This window comes from Streptomyces sp. NPDC002754 (assembly GCF_053592315.1).
The window spans coordinates 80743-97331 of record NZ_JBSFVM010000021.1 but is presented as its reverse complement, the minus strand read 5'-3'; the positions used below and the strand labels follow the sequence as shown (position 1 = coordinate 97331).

Annotated in this window: 11 protein-coding genes; 8 read left to right on the top strand and 3 right to left on the bottom strand. The window is 71.3% G+C overall.

The features are described from left to right. The first annotated feature begins 112 nt into the window (after positions 1-112). Positions 113-541: a ferredoxin gene (locus tag ACWD2L_RS30270; protein ID WP_451192517.1), complete on the top strand. Its 429-nt coding sequence runs from the start codon at positions 113-115 to the stop codon at positions 539-541. Between the two features lie 120 nt (positions 542-661). Further along, positions 662-1840: an acyl-CoA dehydrogenase family protein gene (locus ACWD2L_RS30265; protein WP_451192514.1), complete on the top strand. Its 1179-nt coding sequence runs from the start codon at positions 662-664 to the stop codon at positions 1838-1840. Here ACWD2L_RS30265 and ACWD2L_RS30260 read toward each other — a convergent pair. Further along, complete coding sequence (locus ACWD2L_RS30260) at positions 1797-2822, bottom strand: endonuclease/exonuclease/phosphatase family protein (protein ID WP_451192512.1); 1026 nt, start codon at positions 2820-2822, stop codon at positions 1797-1799. The two genes, ACWD2L_RS30265 and ACWD2L_RS30260, sit on opposite strands and share 44 nt — an antisense overlap. A 109-nt stretch (positions 2823-2931) precedes the next feature. On the opposite strand from ACWD2L_RS30260, the gene ACWD2L_RS30255 reads away from it, so the two are divergent. The 3 genes from ACWD2L_RS30255 to ACWD2L_RS30245 are packed head-to-tail and all read left to right on the top strand — an operon-like array spanning position 2932 to position 7745. After that, positions 2932-3813: an oxygenase MpaB family protein gene (locus tag ACWD2L_RS30255; protein WP_451192509.1), complete on the top strand. Its 882-nt coding sequence runs from the start codon at positions 2932-2934 to the stop codon at positions 3811-3813. Between the two features lie 35 nt (positions 3814-3848). Then, positions 3849-6134 (top strand): tetratricopeptide repeat protein, encoded by a 2286-nt coding sequence (locus tag ACWD2L_RS30250; RefSeq protein ID WP_451192506.1) that lies wholly within the window; start codon positions 3849-3851, stop codon positions 6132-6134. A 51-nt stretch (positions 6135-6185) separates the two neighbouring features. Beyond that, positions 6186-7745 carry a phytoene desaturase family protein gene (locus tag ACWD2L_RS30245; RefSeq protein ID WP_451192503.1) on the top strand — a complete coding sequence of 520 codons (1560 nt, stop codon included), beginning with the start codon at positions 6186-6188 and terminating at the stop codon, positions 7743-7745. A gap of 53 nt (positions 7746-7798) precedes the next feature. Here ACWD2L_RS30245 and ACWD2L_RS30240 read toward each other — a convergent pair whose 3' ends face one another. Continuing rightward, positions 7799-9607 (bottom strand): serine hydrolase, encoded by a 1809-nt coding sequence (locus ACWD2L_RS30240; protein WP_451192500.1) that lies wholly within the window; start codon positions 9605-9607, stop codon positions 7799-7801. 169 nt (positions 9608-9776) lie between these two features. Between ACWD2L_RS30240 and ACWD2L_RS30235 the strand changes: the two genes are divergently transcribed. Continuing rightward, a complete protein-coding gene (locus ACWD2L_RS30235; protein WP_451192498.1) occupies positions 9777-10877 on the top strand; it encodes an NAD(P)H-dependent flavin oxidoreductase in 1101 nt (366 codons plus the stop codon). A gap of 9 nt (positions 10878-10886) precedes the next feature. Further along, on the top strand, positions 10887-12437 hold the full coding sequence (locus ACWD2L_RS30230) for an acyl-CoA synthetase (RefSeq protein WP_451192495.1): 1551 nt from the start codon (positions 10887-10889) through the stop codon (positions 12435-12437). A gap of 21 nt (positions 12438-12458) precedes the next feature. Here ACWD2L_RS30230 and ACWD2L_RS30225 read toward each other — a convergent pair whose 3' ends face one another. Next, a complete protein-coding gene (locus tag ACWD2L_RS30225; protein ID WP_451192493.1) occupies positions 12459-14870 on the bottom strand; it encodes a penicillin acylase family protein in 2412 nt (803 codons plus the stop codon). Positions 14871-15019: 149 nt separating this feature from the next. On the opposite strand from ACWD2L_RS30225, the gene ACWD2L_RS30220 reads away from it, so the two are divergent. Then, positions 15020-16573: an acyl-CoA synthetase gene (locus ACWD2L_RS30220; RefSeq protein ID WP_451192491.1), complete on the top strand. Its 1554-nt coding sequence runs from the start codon at positions 15020-15022 to the stop codon at positions 16571-16573. Positions 16574-16589: the final 16 nt, after the last annotated feature.

Sequence of the window (16589 nt, the reverse complement as noted above, 5' to 3'; positions counted from 1 at the left end):
GGCTACCCGGCCCCAAGCCGTACGTTCCCTGAAAGGAGCCGGGCCGGTGACTTCCCTGGCGAAGTGTCCGCCCCCATACGCCGAGGACCGCACGGGCGCCGACCGTGCCCTGATGACCGAACCGCCCCAGGACGACCTCGTCCGCTTCCTCGAGGACCGCTTCGCCTGCGCGCAGTCGTGCACGGAGTGCGCCCGCGCCTGCGCCCTACTGGTCAGCTCCACCGACCTGGGCCCCGCCGCCCCGCGGATGCACGGGCCCGTGCGGCCGGTCCCCGACGAGGCCCCGCCGCAGGTCGACGCGCCGCACGGCCTGCGGCGCGCGCTGCTGCTCAGCGTCGAGGTGTGCGACGCGACCTGCCGGCTGCTGTCGGAGGAGGCGCACCAGGACGAGTACGGGATCCGGCTCCAGATCGAATGGTGCCGGGCCGTCACCCTGGAGTGCGCGCACGCCTGCGACCGTACGCGTGAGGCGGCCGACTGCGCCGAACAGTGCCGGGCCTGCGCGCGGTCCTGCACGGACTTCCTCGCGACCCTCGGCTGACGCTTCATCAGTTCTTGCGGTCCCCGGCATTCCCTATTTCTGGAACGCGTTCTACTGTGTGCGCCGTCAGGCTGGCGCAAGCCGGCTCCCGGACCACGCAGTCGACCGCCAGGAGGGGCCGTGCACCTCGAATACACGCCTGAGCAGCAGCAGTTGCGCACCGAGCTGCGCGCCTACTTCGCCGAGCTCGTACCCGAGAACGCGTACGCGCGCTACGAGGACCCGGCCGCGCAGAAGCGGTTCTACCGTGAGACGGTGCGCCGGCTCGGCGGCGACGGGTGGCTCGGCGTGGGCTGGCCGAAGGAGTACGGCGGCCGTGGCCTGAGCCCGATGGAACAGTTCATCTTCTTCGACGAGGCGGCCCAGGCGGGCGTGCCGCTGCCGCTGATGGCGCTGAACACCGTCGGCCCGACGATCATGCAGTTCGGGACCGACGAACAGAAGGAGTTCTTCCTCCCGAAGATCCTCTCCGGCGAGCTCGACTTCGCGATCGGCTACAGCGAGCCCGACGCGGGCACCGACCTCGCGGCGCTCAAGACCCGCGCGGTCAGGGACGGCGACGACTACGTCGTCAACGGCCAGAAGATCTGGACGACCAACGGTGACACCGCCGACTGGGTCTGGCTCGCCGTCCGCACCGACCCGGACGCGCCCCCGCACAAGGGCATCACCATGCTGCTGGTCCCGACGACCGACCCCGGCTACTCCTGCACCGTCATCAACACCCTCGCCTCGCACGACACCACGGCCAGCTACTACGAGGACATCCGCGTCCCCGTATCCCGCCGCGTCGGCGACGAGAACAAGGGCTGGCGCCTGATCACCAACCAGCTCAACCACGAACGGGTCACGCTGGCCGCCCACGGCACCATGGCGATCCGCGCCCTGCACGACGTGCAGCGCTGGGCCATGGACACCAAGCTCGCCGACGGCCGCCGCGTCATCGACCTCGGCTGGGTCAGGAAGCGCCTCGCCCAGACCCACACCAGGCTCGACGCGATGAAGCTCCTCAACTGGCAGATGGTGAACGCCGTCCAGCAGGGCACCCTCCTCCCGCAGGACGCCTCCGCCGTCAAGGTCTACGGCTCCGAGGCCCGCCGGGACGCGTACGCATGGCTGATGGAAGTGGTGGGCGCGGCGGGCGCGTTGAAGGAGGGCAGCGCGGGGTGTGTCCTGCACGGTGAACTGGAACGCGGCTACCGCTCCGCCGTCATCTTCACCTTCGGCGGCGGCAACAACGAGATCCAGCGGGAGATCATCTCGTGGATCGGCCTGGGGATGCCTCGGGTGCGGCGCTGAGCGGGCCCAGGGTGATGCGGGCCCGAACGGGAAGGTGGTCGCTGCCGGTCGAAGGCAGGGCGCGGACGCGGCCGACGTTCGCCGAGCGGGCCATGATCTGGTCGATCCGGGCCACGGGGAACGCGGCGGGGTAGCTGAAGGCGAACCCGCGATCCGGCACGTCCAGTTGTGAGGTCAGCGGGGCGAGGCCGCGGTCGTCGACGGTGCCGTTGAAGTCGCCGAGGACGAGTACCGTGGCCGTCTCCTCGGCGGCGACCTGTGCACCCAGCCGGCGGGCGCTCTCGTCCCGCCACTGCGACGCGAGGCCGCTCGCGCCGATCCGTATCGACGGCAGATGGGCGACGTACACGGCGATGTCGCGCTGCGGTGCCTTGACGACCGCGCGCAGGCCGCGGCTCCACGGCTCCGTGATCCCGGCCGGTTTGATGTCGGCCGCCCTGACCCCGGTGAGCGGGTACTTCGACCAGAGCCCGACCGTGCCGATCACCGCGTGGTGCGGATGGCTCGAGTCCAGGACGCGTTCGTACTGTGCACGGGCCTTCGGCAGCAGTTCCTCCAGGGCGATGAGGTCGGGGGCCTGCATGAGCAGCTTGCTCGCCGTGCCCGCCGGATCGGCGTTCTCGTCACTGACGTTGTGCTGCACCACGACAAGGTCCTGCTCGCCCGACCGGGGCTCGGGCAGCAATACACCGCACTGATGCGCCCAGACCGCCGTCGGCACCAGCAGGGCCAGCAGCGCGAGCCGGGCTCGGCGCAGCAGCCCCACGCCGAAGAGGACGACCAGGGGTACCCAGAGCCACGGCAGGAACGACTCCACCAGGCTCCCCAGCCGCCCAGGTGTGTTAGGGATCTGCCGGTGGAAGAGGAGGATCAACGCGATCAGGGCGGCGAGCGCCGCGAGTACGCGACCGCGCCGCCGGGGCGGACGTCTGTCGCCCGCACCGTCCGTGGCCGCCGTCGTCCCGTCGCCCCGCTCGCTCATGCTGCCCCGCCCGCTCGCCCGTTGTCCCTGCTCACCAGGACGATCCGGGCGTTGATCGGGTTCCGCCGCCACCGTGTGCGTACGCTGCGAACAGGAGGTGCTGTGCGACATGAGCGAAGCGGACCCCGGGCTCTTCGGCCCCGACTCGGTGACCTGGCAGATGCACGCCGACCCCATGATGTGGATCGCGGGCGTGCGCGCCCTGTACTTCCAGGCGCTGCACCCGCGCGCCGTGCGCGGCGTCATGCAGAACTCGGACTTCCGGCGCGACGCGTGGGGCCGGCTGATGCGGACCGCGAGTTTCGTCGGCACCACGACGTACGGGACGAGCGAGGCCGCCGAGGAAGCGGGCGCGCGCGTGCGGCGGATCCACAGCCACCTGGGGGCGACCGACCCGGACACGGGGGAGCGGTACGGCGTCGACGAACCGGAGTTGCTGCTGTGGGTGCACTGCGCCGAGATCGACTCCTATCTGCACGTCGCACGCCGCTCCGGGTTCCGGCTCACCGGGGCGCAGGCCGACCGGTACATAGCCGAGCACCGGACCAGCGCCCGGCTCGTCGGCCTCGACGCGGCGAAGGTGCCGGGCGGCCAGGCGGAGTTGACGGCGTACTTCGAGTCCGTACGGCCGCAGCTGGCCGCAGGTCCGGAAGCGCGCGACGTCGACGACTTTCTGCGGCGGCCGCCCACCCACCTGTTGCTGATTCCCGCGCGCGAAGCCCTCTGGCGGCGCGTGGCCAACCTGGCGTACGCCTCGCTGCCGCCGTACGCCCATGAGCTGTACGGCAGACGGGCCCCGGAACCGGCCGCCGTCACGCGTCGGTTGCGCGCCACGGGCACCGTGCTGCGCATGATTCCCGCGCGTGTGCGCTGGCAACTTCCGCCCAAACACATCCTGCGGGCGATGGGGAGACTCGGTGTCGACGCCCGTCCCGCCCCGTACAAAGTCGACAGAGGGGAAGCCATACTGGACGGGCCGGGGAGGGCGTAGCGACGCGACGGGGGCGACGGCGGGAGATGCCAGCGGTGGGGGAGACGCGGGACGGCAGGCTGATCCACGGGCGGTATCGGCTGCTCGACCTGATCGGCCGGGGCGGGATGGGCGAGGTCTGGCGGGCGCGCGACGAGTCACTCGGCCGGCATGTCGCCGTGAAGTGCCTCAAGCCGGTCGGGCCCGAGCGCGACCAGTCCTTCACCCGCATCCTGCGGGAGCGCTTCCGCAGGGAGGCGCGGGTCGCCGCCGCGCTCCAGCACCGGGGCATCACGGTCGTGCACGACTTCGGCGAGGACGAGGGCATCCTCTACCTCGTCATGGAACTGCTCGACGGGAAGAACCTCAGCCAGCTCCTCGACGCCAACCGGCACCACCCGCTGCCCGTGGACGACATCCTCGACATGGCCGAACAGGTCGCCTCCGCCCTCGCCTACACCCACGAACAGGGCGTCGTGCACCGGGACCTGAAGCCCGCGAACATCATGCGGCTCGGCGACGGCACCGCCAAGATCTGCGATTTCGGCATCGCCCGCCTCGGCCACGACATCGGGTTCACCGCACGCCTCACCGGCACCGGCATCGCCATGGGGACCCCGCACTACATGTCGCCCGAGCAGATCGGCGGCGACCAGGTCGACGAGCGCAGCGACCTGTACTCGCTGGGATGTGTGCTCTACGAGGTCGCCACGGGCGCCCCGCCGTTCGACCTGGAAGACGCGTGGTCCGTGCTCGTCGGACACCGCGACACCGAGCCCGAGGCGCCGCGCGGGCACCGGCCCGAACTGCCCGGCTACCTCGACCGGATCATCCTGGACCTGCTCGCCAAGGACCCCGAGGGACGTCCGCGCGACGCACGGGAGCTGGCGCGGCGGATCACGGAAGGCACACGACCCGGACGCGGAACGTACGTGCCGACGGTGCGGGCGCCCCGGATCGAGCCGGATACGCACACGCCCCTGCGCGAACAACCGGAAGTCCCGCGGGAACCCGCGCCCCGCGAACCCCGGCTGCCCTCCTGGACCCGCGGCATGACCACAGGGCAGAAGGCCACCGGCGGCCCCGGCCCGCGCGTCACACCCCCGGACACCGCGGCCGGGCTCTCCGGCGAGTGGGTCCCCCGCGACACCGACCACACCCCCGCCGCGCCGGAGGCGGCCCAACGCCCAACCCCTGCCCCGGAGTTGCTTGCCACCCTCGCCTCCCGGCACAACGCGGGTCTCAGCCTCGGCCGACTCGAACGCTGGACAGAGGCGGGCGAGGTGCACCGCTCCGTCGCCGCCGAGCGGGAGCACGCCCTCGGCCCCGACCATCCCGACACCCTCGCCAGCCGCTACGAGGTCGCCTTCACCCTCAGCCGCACCGGGCGGGCCGCCGACGCGCTGCGCGAGTACCGCGGCGTCGTCGAGGGACGCGAGCGGATCCTCGGCCCCGAGCACCCCGACACGCTCGGGGCGCGCCAGGAGGTCGCGTACGTCCTGGGGAAGTTGGGGCGGCACTTCGAGGCGCACCAGGTGTACAGCGCCGTGCTCGCCGCCCGCGAGCGGGCCATGGGACCCGAGCACCCGGACACCCTGCGCTGCCGCCACAACCTCGCCTTCAACCTCAGCAGACTCGGCCGCCTCGAGGACTCGTACCGGATGGCGGACGAGGTAGCCGACGCGCGCGCCCGCGTGCTCGGCGCCGAGCACCCCGACACGCTCGTCACGCGCTGCGAGGCCGCGTACGCGCTGGGACAGTTGGGGCGGTGGAGCGAGGCACTGCGGACGTATCAGGAAGTCGCTCGGGTCAGGGCGCGCGCCCTCGGCAACGACCACCCCGACACCCTCGCCGCCCGCTACGAAGTGGGCATCAGCCTCGGCCGGCTCGGCCGCAGCGCGGAGGCCCTCACGCTCTACCGCGACCTGATCGACGACCGTACGCGGGTCAGCGGGCCCGACCACCCCGAGACGCTGCGCGCCCGGCACGGGCTCGGCGTGAACCTCGGCCGGCTGGCCCGCTGGGAGGAGGCCCTCGCGGAGGCCCGCGACGTGTGCGCCATCCGCCGGCGCGTGCTCGGCGCCGACCATCCGGACACGCTCGTCAGCCGCCGCGAGGTCGCCGTCGGCCTCGGCTGGCTCGGACGCTGGCAGGACGCCCTCGGCGAGTACCGCGCGGTGGCCACCGCCCGCGAGCGCGTCCTCGGCGAGACCCACCCGAGCACCCTCGCCAGCCGCAACGACGAGGCCCACTGCCTGGAACAGCTCGGCCGCACGGCGGACGCGGTCGCCCTCTACCGAAGGGTGGCGGCGCTGCGCCAACAGGGCGCGCCCGGAGCGTGACCGCGGGCCCGCCCTCTGGTCCACCGCGCGCGGCCCGTGTTACCAAGGGCCATGCCCGCACATGATCTCCGCGAACGCTACGACACGGTCATCGTCGGCGGCGGCCACAACGGTCTGGTGGCCGCCGCGTATCTCGCCCGCGCAGGACAGTCCGTCGCCGTCGTCGAACGCCTCGGCACCACCGGCGGGGCGGCGGTCTCCACCCGTCCGTTCCCCGGCGTCGACGCCCGCCTCTCCCGATACTCGTACCTCGTCAGCCTGCTGCCCAAGAAGATCGTGGCGGACCTGGGACTGCGTTTCGCGACGGCGAACCGCGACGTCTCCTCGTACACCCCGACCGTCCGCGACGGGCGGCCGACCGGACTGCTCGTCGGCGGCGGGGAGGAGCGCACCCGTGCCGCGTTCCGTGAACTCACCGGAGGTGAGCGGGAGTACGAGTCGTGGTCCCGCTTCTACGAGACGACCCGGCGCGTCGCCGAAAGGGTCTTCCCGACACTCACCGAGCCGCTTCCTTCAAGGAAAGCGCTTCGCGTACAGGTGGGTGACGAGGCCGCCTGGCGGCTGCTGTTCGAGGATCCCATCGGCGTCGGCATCGAGGAGCACTTCACGGACGACCTGGTGCGCGGTGTCGTCCTCACCGACGGGCTGATCGGCACCTTCGCCGACGCGCACGACGCGTCCCTCGCCCAGAACCGCTGCTTCCTCTACCACGTGATCGGCAACGGCACGGGCGACTGGGACGTCCCCGTCGGCGGCATGGGCGCCCTCACGGACGCGCTCGCCGCCGCGGCCCGCTCGGCCGGCGCCGACCTGGTCACCGGGCACGAGGTGACCCGGATCGAGACGGACGGCGCCGAGGCCGAAGTCACGTACAGGACCGCCGACTTCGAGGGCACCGTCGCCGCGCGCCACGTCCTCGTCAACGCCTCGCCGCAGGACCTCGCCCGGCTCACCGGCGACGCCCCACCTGCCCCGGCGGAGGGCGCCCAGCTCAAGGTCAACATGCTGCTGAAGCGGCTGCCGCGTCTGCGGGACACCTCCGTCGACCCGCGCGAGGCGTTCGCCGGAACCTTCCATGTCGCGGAGGGGTACGGGCAGTTGGCGACCGCGCACGCCGAGGCCGCGGCCGGTGGGCTGCCCAGTGCGCCGCCCTCCGAGATCTACTGCCATTCGCTGACCGACCCGACGATCCTCGCCCCGGACCTCGTCCAACGCGGCTACCAGACGCTCACCCTGTTCGGCCTGCACACCCCGGCCCGGCTCTTCGCCGCCGACAACGACACGGCCCGCGCGGACCTCCTGAAGGCCACGCTCGCCCAGCTCGACGCCCACCTCGCCGAACCCATCGAGGACTGTCTCGCGCTCGACGGAGAGGGCCGCCCCTGCATTGAGGCGAAGACCCCGCTCGACCTGGAGCGGGACCTGCGCCTTCCCGGCGGCAACATCTTCCACCGGGAGCTCTCGTTCCCGTACGCCTCTGGAACCACCGGCCGCTGGGGCGTGGAGACAGCGCACGCCAATGTGCTGCTGTGCGGCGCGGGCGCCGTGCGTGGCGGCGGGGTCAGCGGGATTCCGGGGCACAACGCCGCGATGGCGGTGCTCGGCCGCTGACCGCACGCGCGTAGACACCCGCACGCGCGTAGACACCCGCACGCGCGTAGACATCAGTCCCGCGAGGCCGTCCACCCTTTCGCCTCGATGCGGGACGAGTCCGCCGGGCGTGCCTCGTCGAACGCCACCGCGTCCCCGTCGAGGACGCGGATGCCGTCGACGTACGCGCCCCGGCCGACGTACAGCTGGTCCGTCGCGTAGCGCCAGCGCAGGCGGAGCGACGAGGCGGCGAAGGGGCCCAGGTCGGCGGTGAGGCGGTGCCAGGTGCGGCCGGCGTAGCCGTCGACCGCGCCGGACGGGTGGGCGTCGGAGCGGCCCGTGGTGAACGGCAGCGGCTTCCAGGTACTGCCGCCGTTCGTCGACGTCTCCAGGAACAGGAAGTCGGAGTGCGGCTCCGTGTCCCACCACAACGCGCAGGCGAGGCGCGCCTTGTCCGAGGCGAGACGCAGATCGGGCAGCGTCAGTGTCGCCGACGTGGCGCTCGCCATGCCGGAGAACCAGGCGGTCCGGCCGTGCTCGGGGTGCACCGCGACCGCGCGCGCCATGCTGTTGCCCGCGGCGACCCGGGGAGCGGATCCGGATCGCCAACTGCGCACGGGGTGGACGGAGTTGCCCAGGACGATGAGAAACGAGTCGGTCGTCGGGTCGAGGACCAGGGAGGTGCCGGTGAACCCGGTGTGGCCCGCCGTGCGCGGCGTCGCCATCGCGCCCATGTACCAGTGCTGGTAGAGCTCGAAGCCGAGGCCGTGCTCGTCGCCGGGGAAGACCGTGTTGAAGTTGGTGAACATCAGGTCCACGGACTTCTGGGACAGGATCCTCGCCTTGCCGTAGCTTCCGCCGTTGAGCAGCGTCCGGCCGAGCACCGCCATGTCCCAGGCGCAGGAGAAGACGCCCGCATGGCCCGCGACGCCGCCGAAGGCGTACGCGTTCTCGTCGTGCACCTCGCCCCACACCAGCCCCCGGTCCAGGCCCGACCAGGGCGCGCGGGCGTCCTCGGTCGCCGCGACCTTCGGCTTCCAGGAGGCGGGCGGGTTGTAGCGGGTGCGGGTCATGCCGAGCGGCCCCGTGACCCGCTGGGGCAGCAGCACGTCCAGGCGCTTGCCGGTGAGCTTCTCGACGACGAGCTGGAGCGTGATGAGGTTGAGGTCCGAGTACAGGTACGTGCTGCCCGCCGGATTGATCAGCGCCTCCTTCCACAGGAGGGCGAGCCGCGCGTCCTGCTCGGACTCCTTGTAGAAGGCGATGTCGGGCCGGAACCCGGAGGTATGGGTGAGGAGTTGGCGGATCGTGACGTCCTGCTTGCCGCCGCCGGTGAACTCGGGCAGGTACGTGACGACCTTCGACTCGAGTTCCAGCGCGCCGCGCTCCATCTCCTGCACCGCGAGGATGGACGTGAACAGCTTGGAGATCGAGGCGAGGTCGAAGACGGTGTCATCGGCCATGTCGATCTGCTGGTCCGCGGGGAACTCCACGCCCGTGTCGGTGACATCGTCGTAGTGGGAGTAGCGCACCGCCTTGCCGATCGGCTGATGCAGTGCGACCGTGCCGCCCCGGCCCGCGAGCAGCACCGCGCCCGCGTACCAGGGGTGCTTGGGGGACGGGCCGAGGAACTTCTCGGCGTCCACGACGAGTTGGCGCAGATGGCCCGCGAGGAGACCCGCGCGCTCGGGGGAGCCGCGCCGCAGGGTCGGCCGTGCCGCCGCGGCCTCGGTGGCGGCCGCGGCGGGTCCGGCGGGGAACGGGGTGAGGGCCAGGGCGCCGCCCAGCGCGAGCCCGGCCGCGCCGAACTGTCGCCTGGTTGGGCCGGAGCCCGTGGCGCCGCCGCCGTATGGTCTGTCCGCTGCTTCGGGTGCTCCGCTCATGGACGAGGCCCTTCTGAAAAATTCTTTCGGGATCTACCGAGTCGGATGAAACTTCCCTGTCAGTGCCACCCCGTGTCAACACCCTTGCGGCATGACCACGCGGTGAAGAATCTGACGCCGCATCAGAAAACCTCTTCCGTCGTCCGCCGCGCTGCGGCATCCTGCGCGCATGCAGACGGAGCTGAGCAAGAAACTGGGGATCGAGCACGCCGTCTTCGGCTTCACGCCGTTTCCTGCTGTGGCCGCGGCCATCAGCAGGGCCGGAGGCTTCGGCGTGCTCGGTGCGGTCCGCTACGCGGCACCCGACGAACTCAAACGCGACCTCGACTGGCTCGACGGACATGTGGACGGCCGGCCCTACGGCCTCGACGTCGTCATGCCCGCGAAGAAGGTGGAGGGCGTCACCGAGGCCGACATCGAGGCGATGATCCCGCCGGAACACCGGAAGTTCGTCCAGGAGACCCTGGCCAAGTACGGCGTCCCCGAACTGGCCGAGGGCGAGGCGTCCGGCTGGCGCATCACCGGTTGGATGGAGCAGGTGGCTCGCAGTCAACTCGACGTCACCTTCGACTACCCGATCAAACTCCTCGCCAACGCACTCGGATCGCCGCCCGCCGATGTCATCGCGCGCGCCCACGAACACGACATCCTCGTCGCCGCGCTCGCCGGCAGCGCCAAGCACGCCCGCAAGCACGCGGAGGCGGGCATCGACGTCGTCGTCGCGCAGGGCTACGAGGCCGGCGGCCACACCGGTGAGATCGCCTCCATGGTGCTCACCCCGGAGGCCGTGGAGGCCGTCGACCCGCTGCCGGTCCTGGCCGCGGGCGGCATCGGCAGCGGGCAGCAGGTCGCGGCCGCGCTCGCGCTCGGCGCGCAGGGGGTGTGGCTGGGGTCGGTGTGGCTGACGACGACGGAGGCCGACATGCACTCGCCCGGCGTCACCCGCAAGCTGCTCGCCGCGGGCTCCGGCGACACGGTGCGCTCGCGCGCGCTGACCGGGAAGCCCGCGCGCCAGCTGCGCACCGAGTGGACCGACGCCTGGGACGACCCACAGGGCCCCGGCACCCTGCCGATGCCCTTGCAGGGCCTGCTCGTCGCCGAGGCCGTGTCCCGGATCCAGAAGTACGAGGTGGAGCCGCTGCTCGGCACGCCCGTGGGTCAGATCGTGGGGCGGATGAACGAGGAGCGCAGCGTCCAGGCGGTCTTCGACGACCTGACGCGCGGCTTCGAGAAGGCGATCGACCGCATCAACAAGATCGCAGGACGGTGAGTGACCAACATGAGCACACCCCCCAACGGCTTCTGGGCGCAGGCCGCCGCTGATCCGGACCGCACGGTCCTGACCGCCCCGGACGGAGAACCGTGGACGGCGGGCAGGCTGCACGCCGCCGCCAATAAGATGGTGCACGGCCTGCGCGCCGCAGGTCTGCAGCAGGGCGACGCCTTCGCCGTCGTCCTTCCCAACAGCGTCGAGTTCTTCACCGCCTACCTCGCCGCCTCGCAGGCCGGCTTCTACCTCGTGCCGGTCAACCACCACCTGGTGGGCCCGGAGATCGCCTGGATCGTCTCCGACTCCGGCGCCAAGGTGCTGATCGCGCACGAGCGGTTCGCCGACGCGGCCCGCTCCGCCGCCGACGAGGCGGGCCTGCCCGACAGTCACCGGTACGCGGTCGGGGACATCGCGAGCTTCCGCCCGTACGCCGAACTCCTCGACGGGCAGAGCGAGTCGGCGCCCTCGGAGCGGACCCTCGGCTGGGTCATGAACTACACGTCCGGGACGACGGGCCGCCCGCGCGGCATCCGCCGTCCGCTCCAGGGCAAGCTCCCCGAGGAGGCCTACCTCGGCGGTTTCCTCGGCATCTTCGGCATCAAACCGTTCGACGGCAATGTGGCGCTGGTGTGCTCCCCGCTCTACCACACGGCGGTCCTCCAGTTCGCCGGAGCCGCCCTGAACATCGGGCACCCGGTCGTCCTCATGGACAAGTGGACGCCCGAGGACATGCTCCGCCTCATCGACACCCACAAGTGCACGCACACCCACATGGTGCCGACCCAGTTCCACCGCCTGCTCGCGCTGCCGCAGGAGGTCAAGGACCGCTACGACGTCACGTCCATGCGGCACGCGATCCACGGCGCCGCGCCGTGCCCGGACCACGTCAAGCGCGCCATGATCGACTGGTGGGGGACCTGCGTCGAGGAGTACTACGCGGCCAGCGAGGGCGGCGGCGCGTTCGCCACGGCCGAGGACTGGCTGAAGAAGCCGGGAACGGTCGGAAAGGCCTGGCCCATCAGCGAGTTGGCGGTCTACGACGACGACGGCAAGCCGCTTCGCGCCGGTGAACTCGGCACCGTGTACATGAAGATGAAGACCGGCGGATTCTCGTACCACAAGGACGAGGGCAAGACGAAGAAGAACCGCATCGGCGACTTCTTCACCGTCGGCGACCTCGGTGTGCTCGACGAGGACGGGTACCTCTTCCTTCGCGACCGGAAGATTGACATGATCATCTCGGGTGGTGTCAACATCTACCCCGCCGAGATCGAGTCCGCGCTCCTCACCCACCCCGCCGTCGCCGACGCCGCCGCGTTCGGCATCCCGCACGACGACTGGGGCGAGGAGGTCAAGGCGGTCGTCGAGGTCGCCGAGGGGCGCGCGGCGGACGGCGCGCTCGCGGCCGAGATCCTCGCGCACTGCGAGACCCGACTCGCGGGCTACAAACGGCCCAAGAGCGTCGACTTCATCGAGACGATGCCCCGCGACCCCAACGGCAAGCTCTACAAGCGCCGCCTGCGCGACCCGTACTGGGAAGGGCGCACCCGGGTGGTCTGACACCACCCGGGTCCGCCTCGGTCAGCCGCGCACCCGCACCACCTTCAGCGCGGGCGACTTGAGGATGTCCTTCTCGCAGAAGCGCTCCGTGACCCACTTCTTCTTCGTGAAGAGGTGGGTCTGGTCGCTGTAGTGCGCCGAGTTGGGGTTCGAGGACTGGGAGTACGTGAGGAGCGTGCGGGCCACCGGGCAGCGGCTTCCGTCCCAGCCGACCGCCTGGATGTAGCTCGAACCGGTCGTGACGTCGGTGTAGCCGCCGCCCGCCGCGTTCCACACCGGCTCCGCCTTGTTCCACACCCCGAGCGACTCCGTGCCGCCGTGCACCGGGATGCGGTCACCGCCACGTGTCACGAACTGGTGGTCGCCGAGCCTGGCGTCCAACGGGATGCCCGCGCCCTTCAGTTCGGCCACCGCGTCGGCGAGCGCCGTCGCGAAACCGGGCGCCGCAGTGTTCAGCGTGTTCGGCGTACGCACTGGATCCTCCGCGGAGAACGGCACCTTCCACAACTGCGCCGCGGGCACCGCCGTCAGCAGCTTCCGCCAGAACCGGTCGAAGAGCAGCGCGCCCCGGCTGTCGGTGTTCATGGTGCGGTCCCACGCGCCGATCACGTCACAGGCACGCGAGACATCAACTGCCGTGCCGTCGCTGCCCGTTGCCGATCCACCCGGCAGCGCGGCGCACGCCTTCGCGGTGTCGGCGGCCGTCAGATCGGCGGCGGGCACCCGGTTGGCGAACTGCTGCCGCTGCAGATCAGCGACCGTCAGTTTGCCCTTCCCGGCCATCCCCGCGACGTCCTCGATGGCACCGCGCGTCCGCATGGAGCGCTGTGTGTCGACGTTCCCGAAGACCCGCTCGTATCCGGTGATCGGGTGGTTCGCATTGGCGAGCCAGGCGCTGTCGTTGGAGTTCTCCGCGTACGGGACGTCCTTGAGCACCGGCATCTTCGACGGGCCGAAGATGCCCGGCTGCACGGCGTCCTTGTCCTTCCCGAGCGTACAGTCCCCCTTCGAACCGTCGAGGATCGCGACACCCGAGGTCGGATACGTCGCCTTGCCGAGCGGCGTCGAACAGCGCGCCGCCAGGTCGTCCGTGATCCGGGGCAGCACCTGCGACTGCGCGAACAGCGAGTGACCCGAGGAGTCCGCGGCGATCGTGTTCACCCACGGCAGGCCCTGCGAGCGGCGCAGCGACACCAGGATGTCGGCCGTGGAGCGGGCCTTACTGAAGCCCAGTGCCGTGTCCGAGGCCCGCAGGTTGACCGCGTTCGGATCGTTGAGGGCGTACGCCGTCGTGGCCGTCCACGGGAGCGGAAGCTGGGCGCCGAGGGTCGTGACGACCGGGCCGTAGCGCGTCCACCACTGGGTCCGGGTCACGTCGCCACCGCCCTTCACCGGCACGGTCACGGACCGCTTCGTCATCCTCTCCTTCTTGCCGTCGACCACGTACGCTGTCGGATCCGACGGGTCGAGGGTGAGCTGGTGGAGGTTGAGCGTGACGCCCGTCGCGACCGTGTGGCTCCACGCGATGTGCGCGTTGTGACCGATGGAGACGCCGGTGGTGCCGAGCAACGAACCACCCATGACGTTCAGTTCACCGGGGATCGTCTGCTGCGACTGCCAGAAACGGCGGCCGCCCTGCCACGGGTAGTGCGGATTGCCGAGCAGCAGGCCCCGCTTGTTCGCGGTCGTCGCGCCGCTGAACGCCACCGCGTTCGAGCCCATGTCGGAGTCGTCCTGGGAGAACAACTCCGCTGCCGCGTGAGCCACCTCGGACTTCTTCGGTTCTGCCTGGGGTGTGCCGGCCGTCGGCGGCTGCGCGGCCGTGATGCCGTCGATGCCGCGCCCCTGCCCGCCGAGCACCGAGATCGCGAAACCGCGCGCCGCCACGTCGAGCGGCGTCACCGGCTTCACCCAGTCCGCACCCTTGCACGCCGGGTCGGTGACCCGGTTCTGCTTCAGCCACGCGTTGTACCCGGCGGCCCAGCCGCGCATCGACTCTTTGGCGTTACGGCTCGGTCCTGCGGGCGCCGGGGTGGCCAGCAGCTTCTCCACCGTGTGCGACTCTCGTACGCCCTTGAAGTACAGGTCACTCGAGAGGTTCTTGGTCGCCGACGACAGGGAGCCGTCCGGCGCCGCGTCGGGACCGAACGTGCGCGAACGTTCCCCGCGCATGGTCACGAACCCGTCGGCGAGCGTGCACACTTGGTCGGCAGCCTGCGCCCACCCTGTGCCGAAACCGAGGTTCGCGTAGTCCTTGGCCTCGATGTGCGGGATGCCGTACTCGGTGTAGCGGATGGTGGCGGACAGGCCACCGCCGCGCGGATGTGTGCCACGGTCGGCCGCGGCGGAAGACACCGAGGCGGTGCCGCTGAGCGCGGTCAACAGGGCGACCCCGAGGGCCGCGAGGCGTCTGTGTCCCGGACGTGTGCGCATCGTGCTCCCAACTGCAGTGTGGGCAGAGGTGGTTGAGCGGTGCGAGGTGCGGCTGAGCGTACCAACCGGTATGTCCGGTGCCGAGGGGCATGCGCCACCCATGACACACACGCCTTGACCCGGCGCCCGTCACCGCACAGGATCACGCCATGACGAGGTCACCTTTCCCCAAGCTCTCGGCTCCGCTCGAGCAGGGGAGGCCCCATTCCTATGCCGCCAGCAGCACCGTCGACGGAGTCCTGCGCCGCAGCGCGCGCCGCACCCCGGCGCGCGTCGCCCTGCGCTACGGGCCGCGCTCATGGACGTACGAGGAGCTGGACGACGCCGTGTCCCGCGCGGCCGGGGCGCTGCGCGCCGAGGGCCTCGCGCCCGACGACCGGGTCGGCGCCTACGGGCACAACTCGGACGCGTACCTGATCGGGTTCCTGGCCTGCGCCCGCGCCGGGCTCGTGCACGTCCCCGTCAACCAGAACCTGACCGGCGACGACCTCGCGTACATCGTGGGCCAGTCCGGCGCCTCACTCGTCCTCGCCGACCCCGGCATCGCGGACCGGCTCCCCGGCGACGTACCGGTGCTGGCCCTGCGCGACGCGGACGACACGCTGCTCACGCGGCTCGCGGCGAGCGCGCCGTACGACGGGGAATCGCCGGGCGCCGACGACCTGGCGCAACTGCTCTACACCTCGGGAACCACCGCGCTCCCAAAGGGCGCCCGGATGACGCACCGCGCGCTCGTCCACGAGTACGTGAGCGCCATCCACGCGCTCGACCTCAAGGAGACGGACCGGCCGCTGCACGCGCTGCCGCTGTACCACTCGGCGCAGATGCACGTGTTCCTGCTGCCGTACCTGGCGGTCGGCGCCACCAACACGATCCTCGACGCACCGGCCGCCGGGCCGGTCTTCGACCTCGTGGAGGCGGGGGAGGCGGACAGTCTGTTCGCGCCGCCGACGGTTTGGATCGGGCTCTCCCAGCACCCCGAGTTCGCCGCCCGCGACCTGAGCGGGCTGCGCAAGGCGTACTACGGGGCGTCGATCATGCCGGTCCCGGTCCTTGAGCGGCTGCGCGAGCGGCTGCCGGGACTCGCCTTCTACAACTGCTTCGGGCAGAGCGAGATCGGGCCGCTCGCCACCGTCCTCGGGCCCGACGAGCACGAGGGGCGGATGGACTCGTGCGGGCGGCCCGTGCTGTTCGTCGAGGCGAAGGTCGTCGACGACGAGGGCAAGGACGTGCCCGACGGCACCCCCGGCGAGGTCGTCTACCGCTCCCCGCAGCTGTGCGACGGCTACTGGGACAAGCCGGAGGAGACCCAACAGGCCTTCCGGGACGGCTGGTTCAGGTCCGGCGACCTCGCGGTGCGCGACAGCGAGGGCTATTTCACCGTCGTCGACCGTGTGAAGGACGTCATCAACTCCGGTGGTGTGCTCGTCGCCTCACGCCAGGTCGAGGACGCCCTCTATACCCACCCGGCCGTCGCCGAGACCGCCGTCGTCGGGCTGCCGGACGAGCGCTGGATCGAGGCGGTCACGGCGGTCGTGGTGCGCGGCGACGCGGACGTCACCGAGGAGGACCTCATCGCCCACGCGCGCGAGCGGCTCGCCCACTTCAAGGCACCGAAGAGGGTCGTCTTCGTGGACGAGCTGCCGCGCAACGCCTCCGGCAAGATCCTCAAGCGGGAGCTGCGGGACCGGTTCGCCCAGTAACTCCCGCGCGCCGTAC

Coding starts and splice junctions, on each gene's coding strand:
- ACWD2L_RS30270 (WP_451192517.1), top strand. CDS start 113: ATGACCGAACCGCCCCAGGACGACCTCGTCCGCTTCCTCGAGGACCGC.
- ACWD2L_RS30260 (WP_451192512.1), bottom strand. CDS start 2,822: ATGAGCGAGCGGGGCGACGGGACGACGGCGGCCACGGACGGTGCGGGC.
- ACWD2L_RS30255 (WP_451192509.1), top strand. CDS start 2,932: ATGAGCGAAGCGGACCCCGGGCTCTTCGGCCCCGACTCGGTGACCTGG.
- ACWD2L_RS30245 (WP_451192503.1), top strand. CDS start 6,186: ATGCCCGCACATGATCTCCGCGAACGCTACGACACGGTCATCGTCGGC.
- ACWD2L_RS30240 (WP_451192500.1), bottom strand. CDS start 9,607: ATGAGCGGAGCACCCGAAGCAGCGGACAGACCATACGGCGGCGGCGCC.
- ACWD2L_RS30235 (WP_451192498.1), top strand. CDS start 9,777: ATGCAGACGGAGCTGAGCAAGAAACTGGGGATCGAGCACGCCGTCTTC.
- ACWD2L_RS30230 (WP_451192495.1), top strand. CDS start 10,887: ATGAGCACACCCCCCAACGGCTTCTGGGCGCAGGCCGCCGCTGATCCG.
- ACWD2L_RS30225 (WP_451192493.1), bottom strand. CDS start 14,870: ATGCGCACACGTCCGGGACACAGACGCCTCGCGGCCCTCGGGGTCGCC.
- ACWD2L_RS30220 (WP_451192491.1), top strand. CDS start 15,020: ATGACGAGGTCACCTTTCCCCAAGCTCTCGGCTCCGCTCGAGCAGGGG.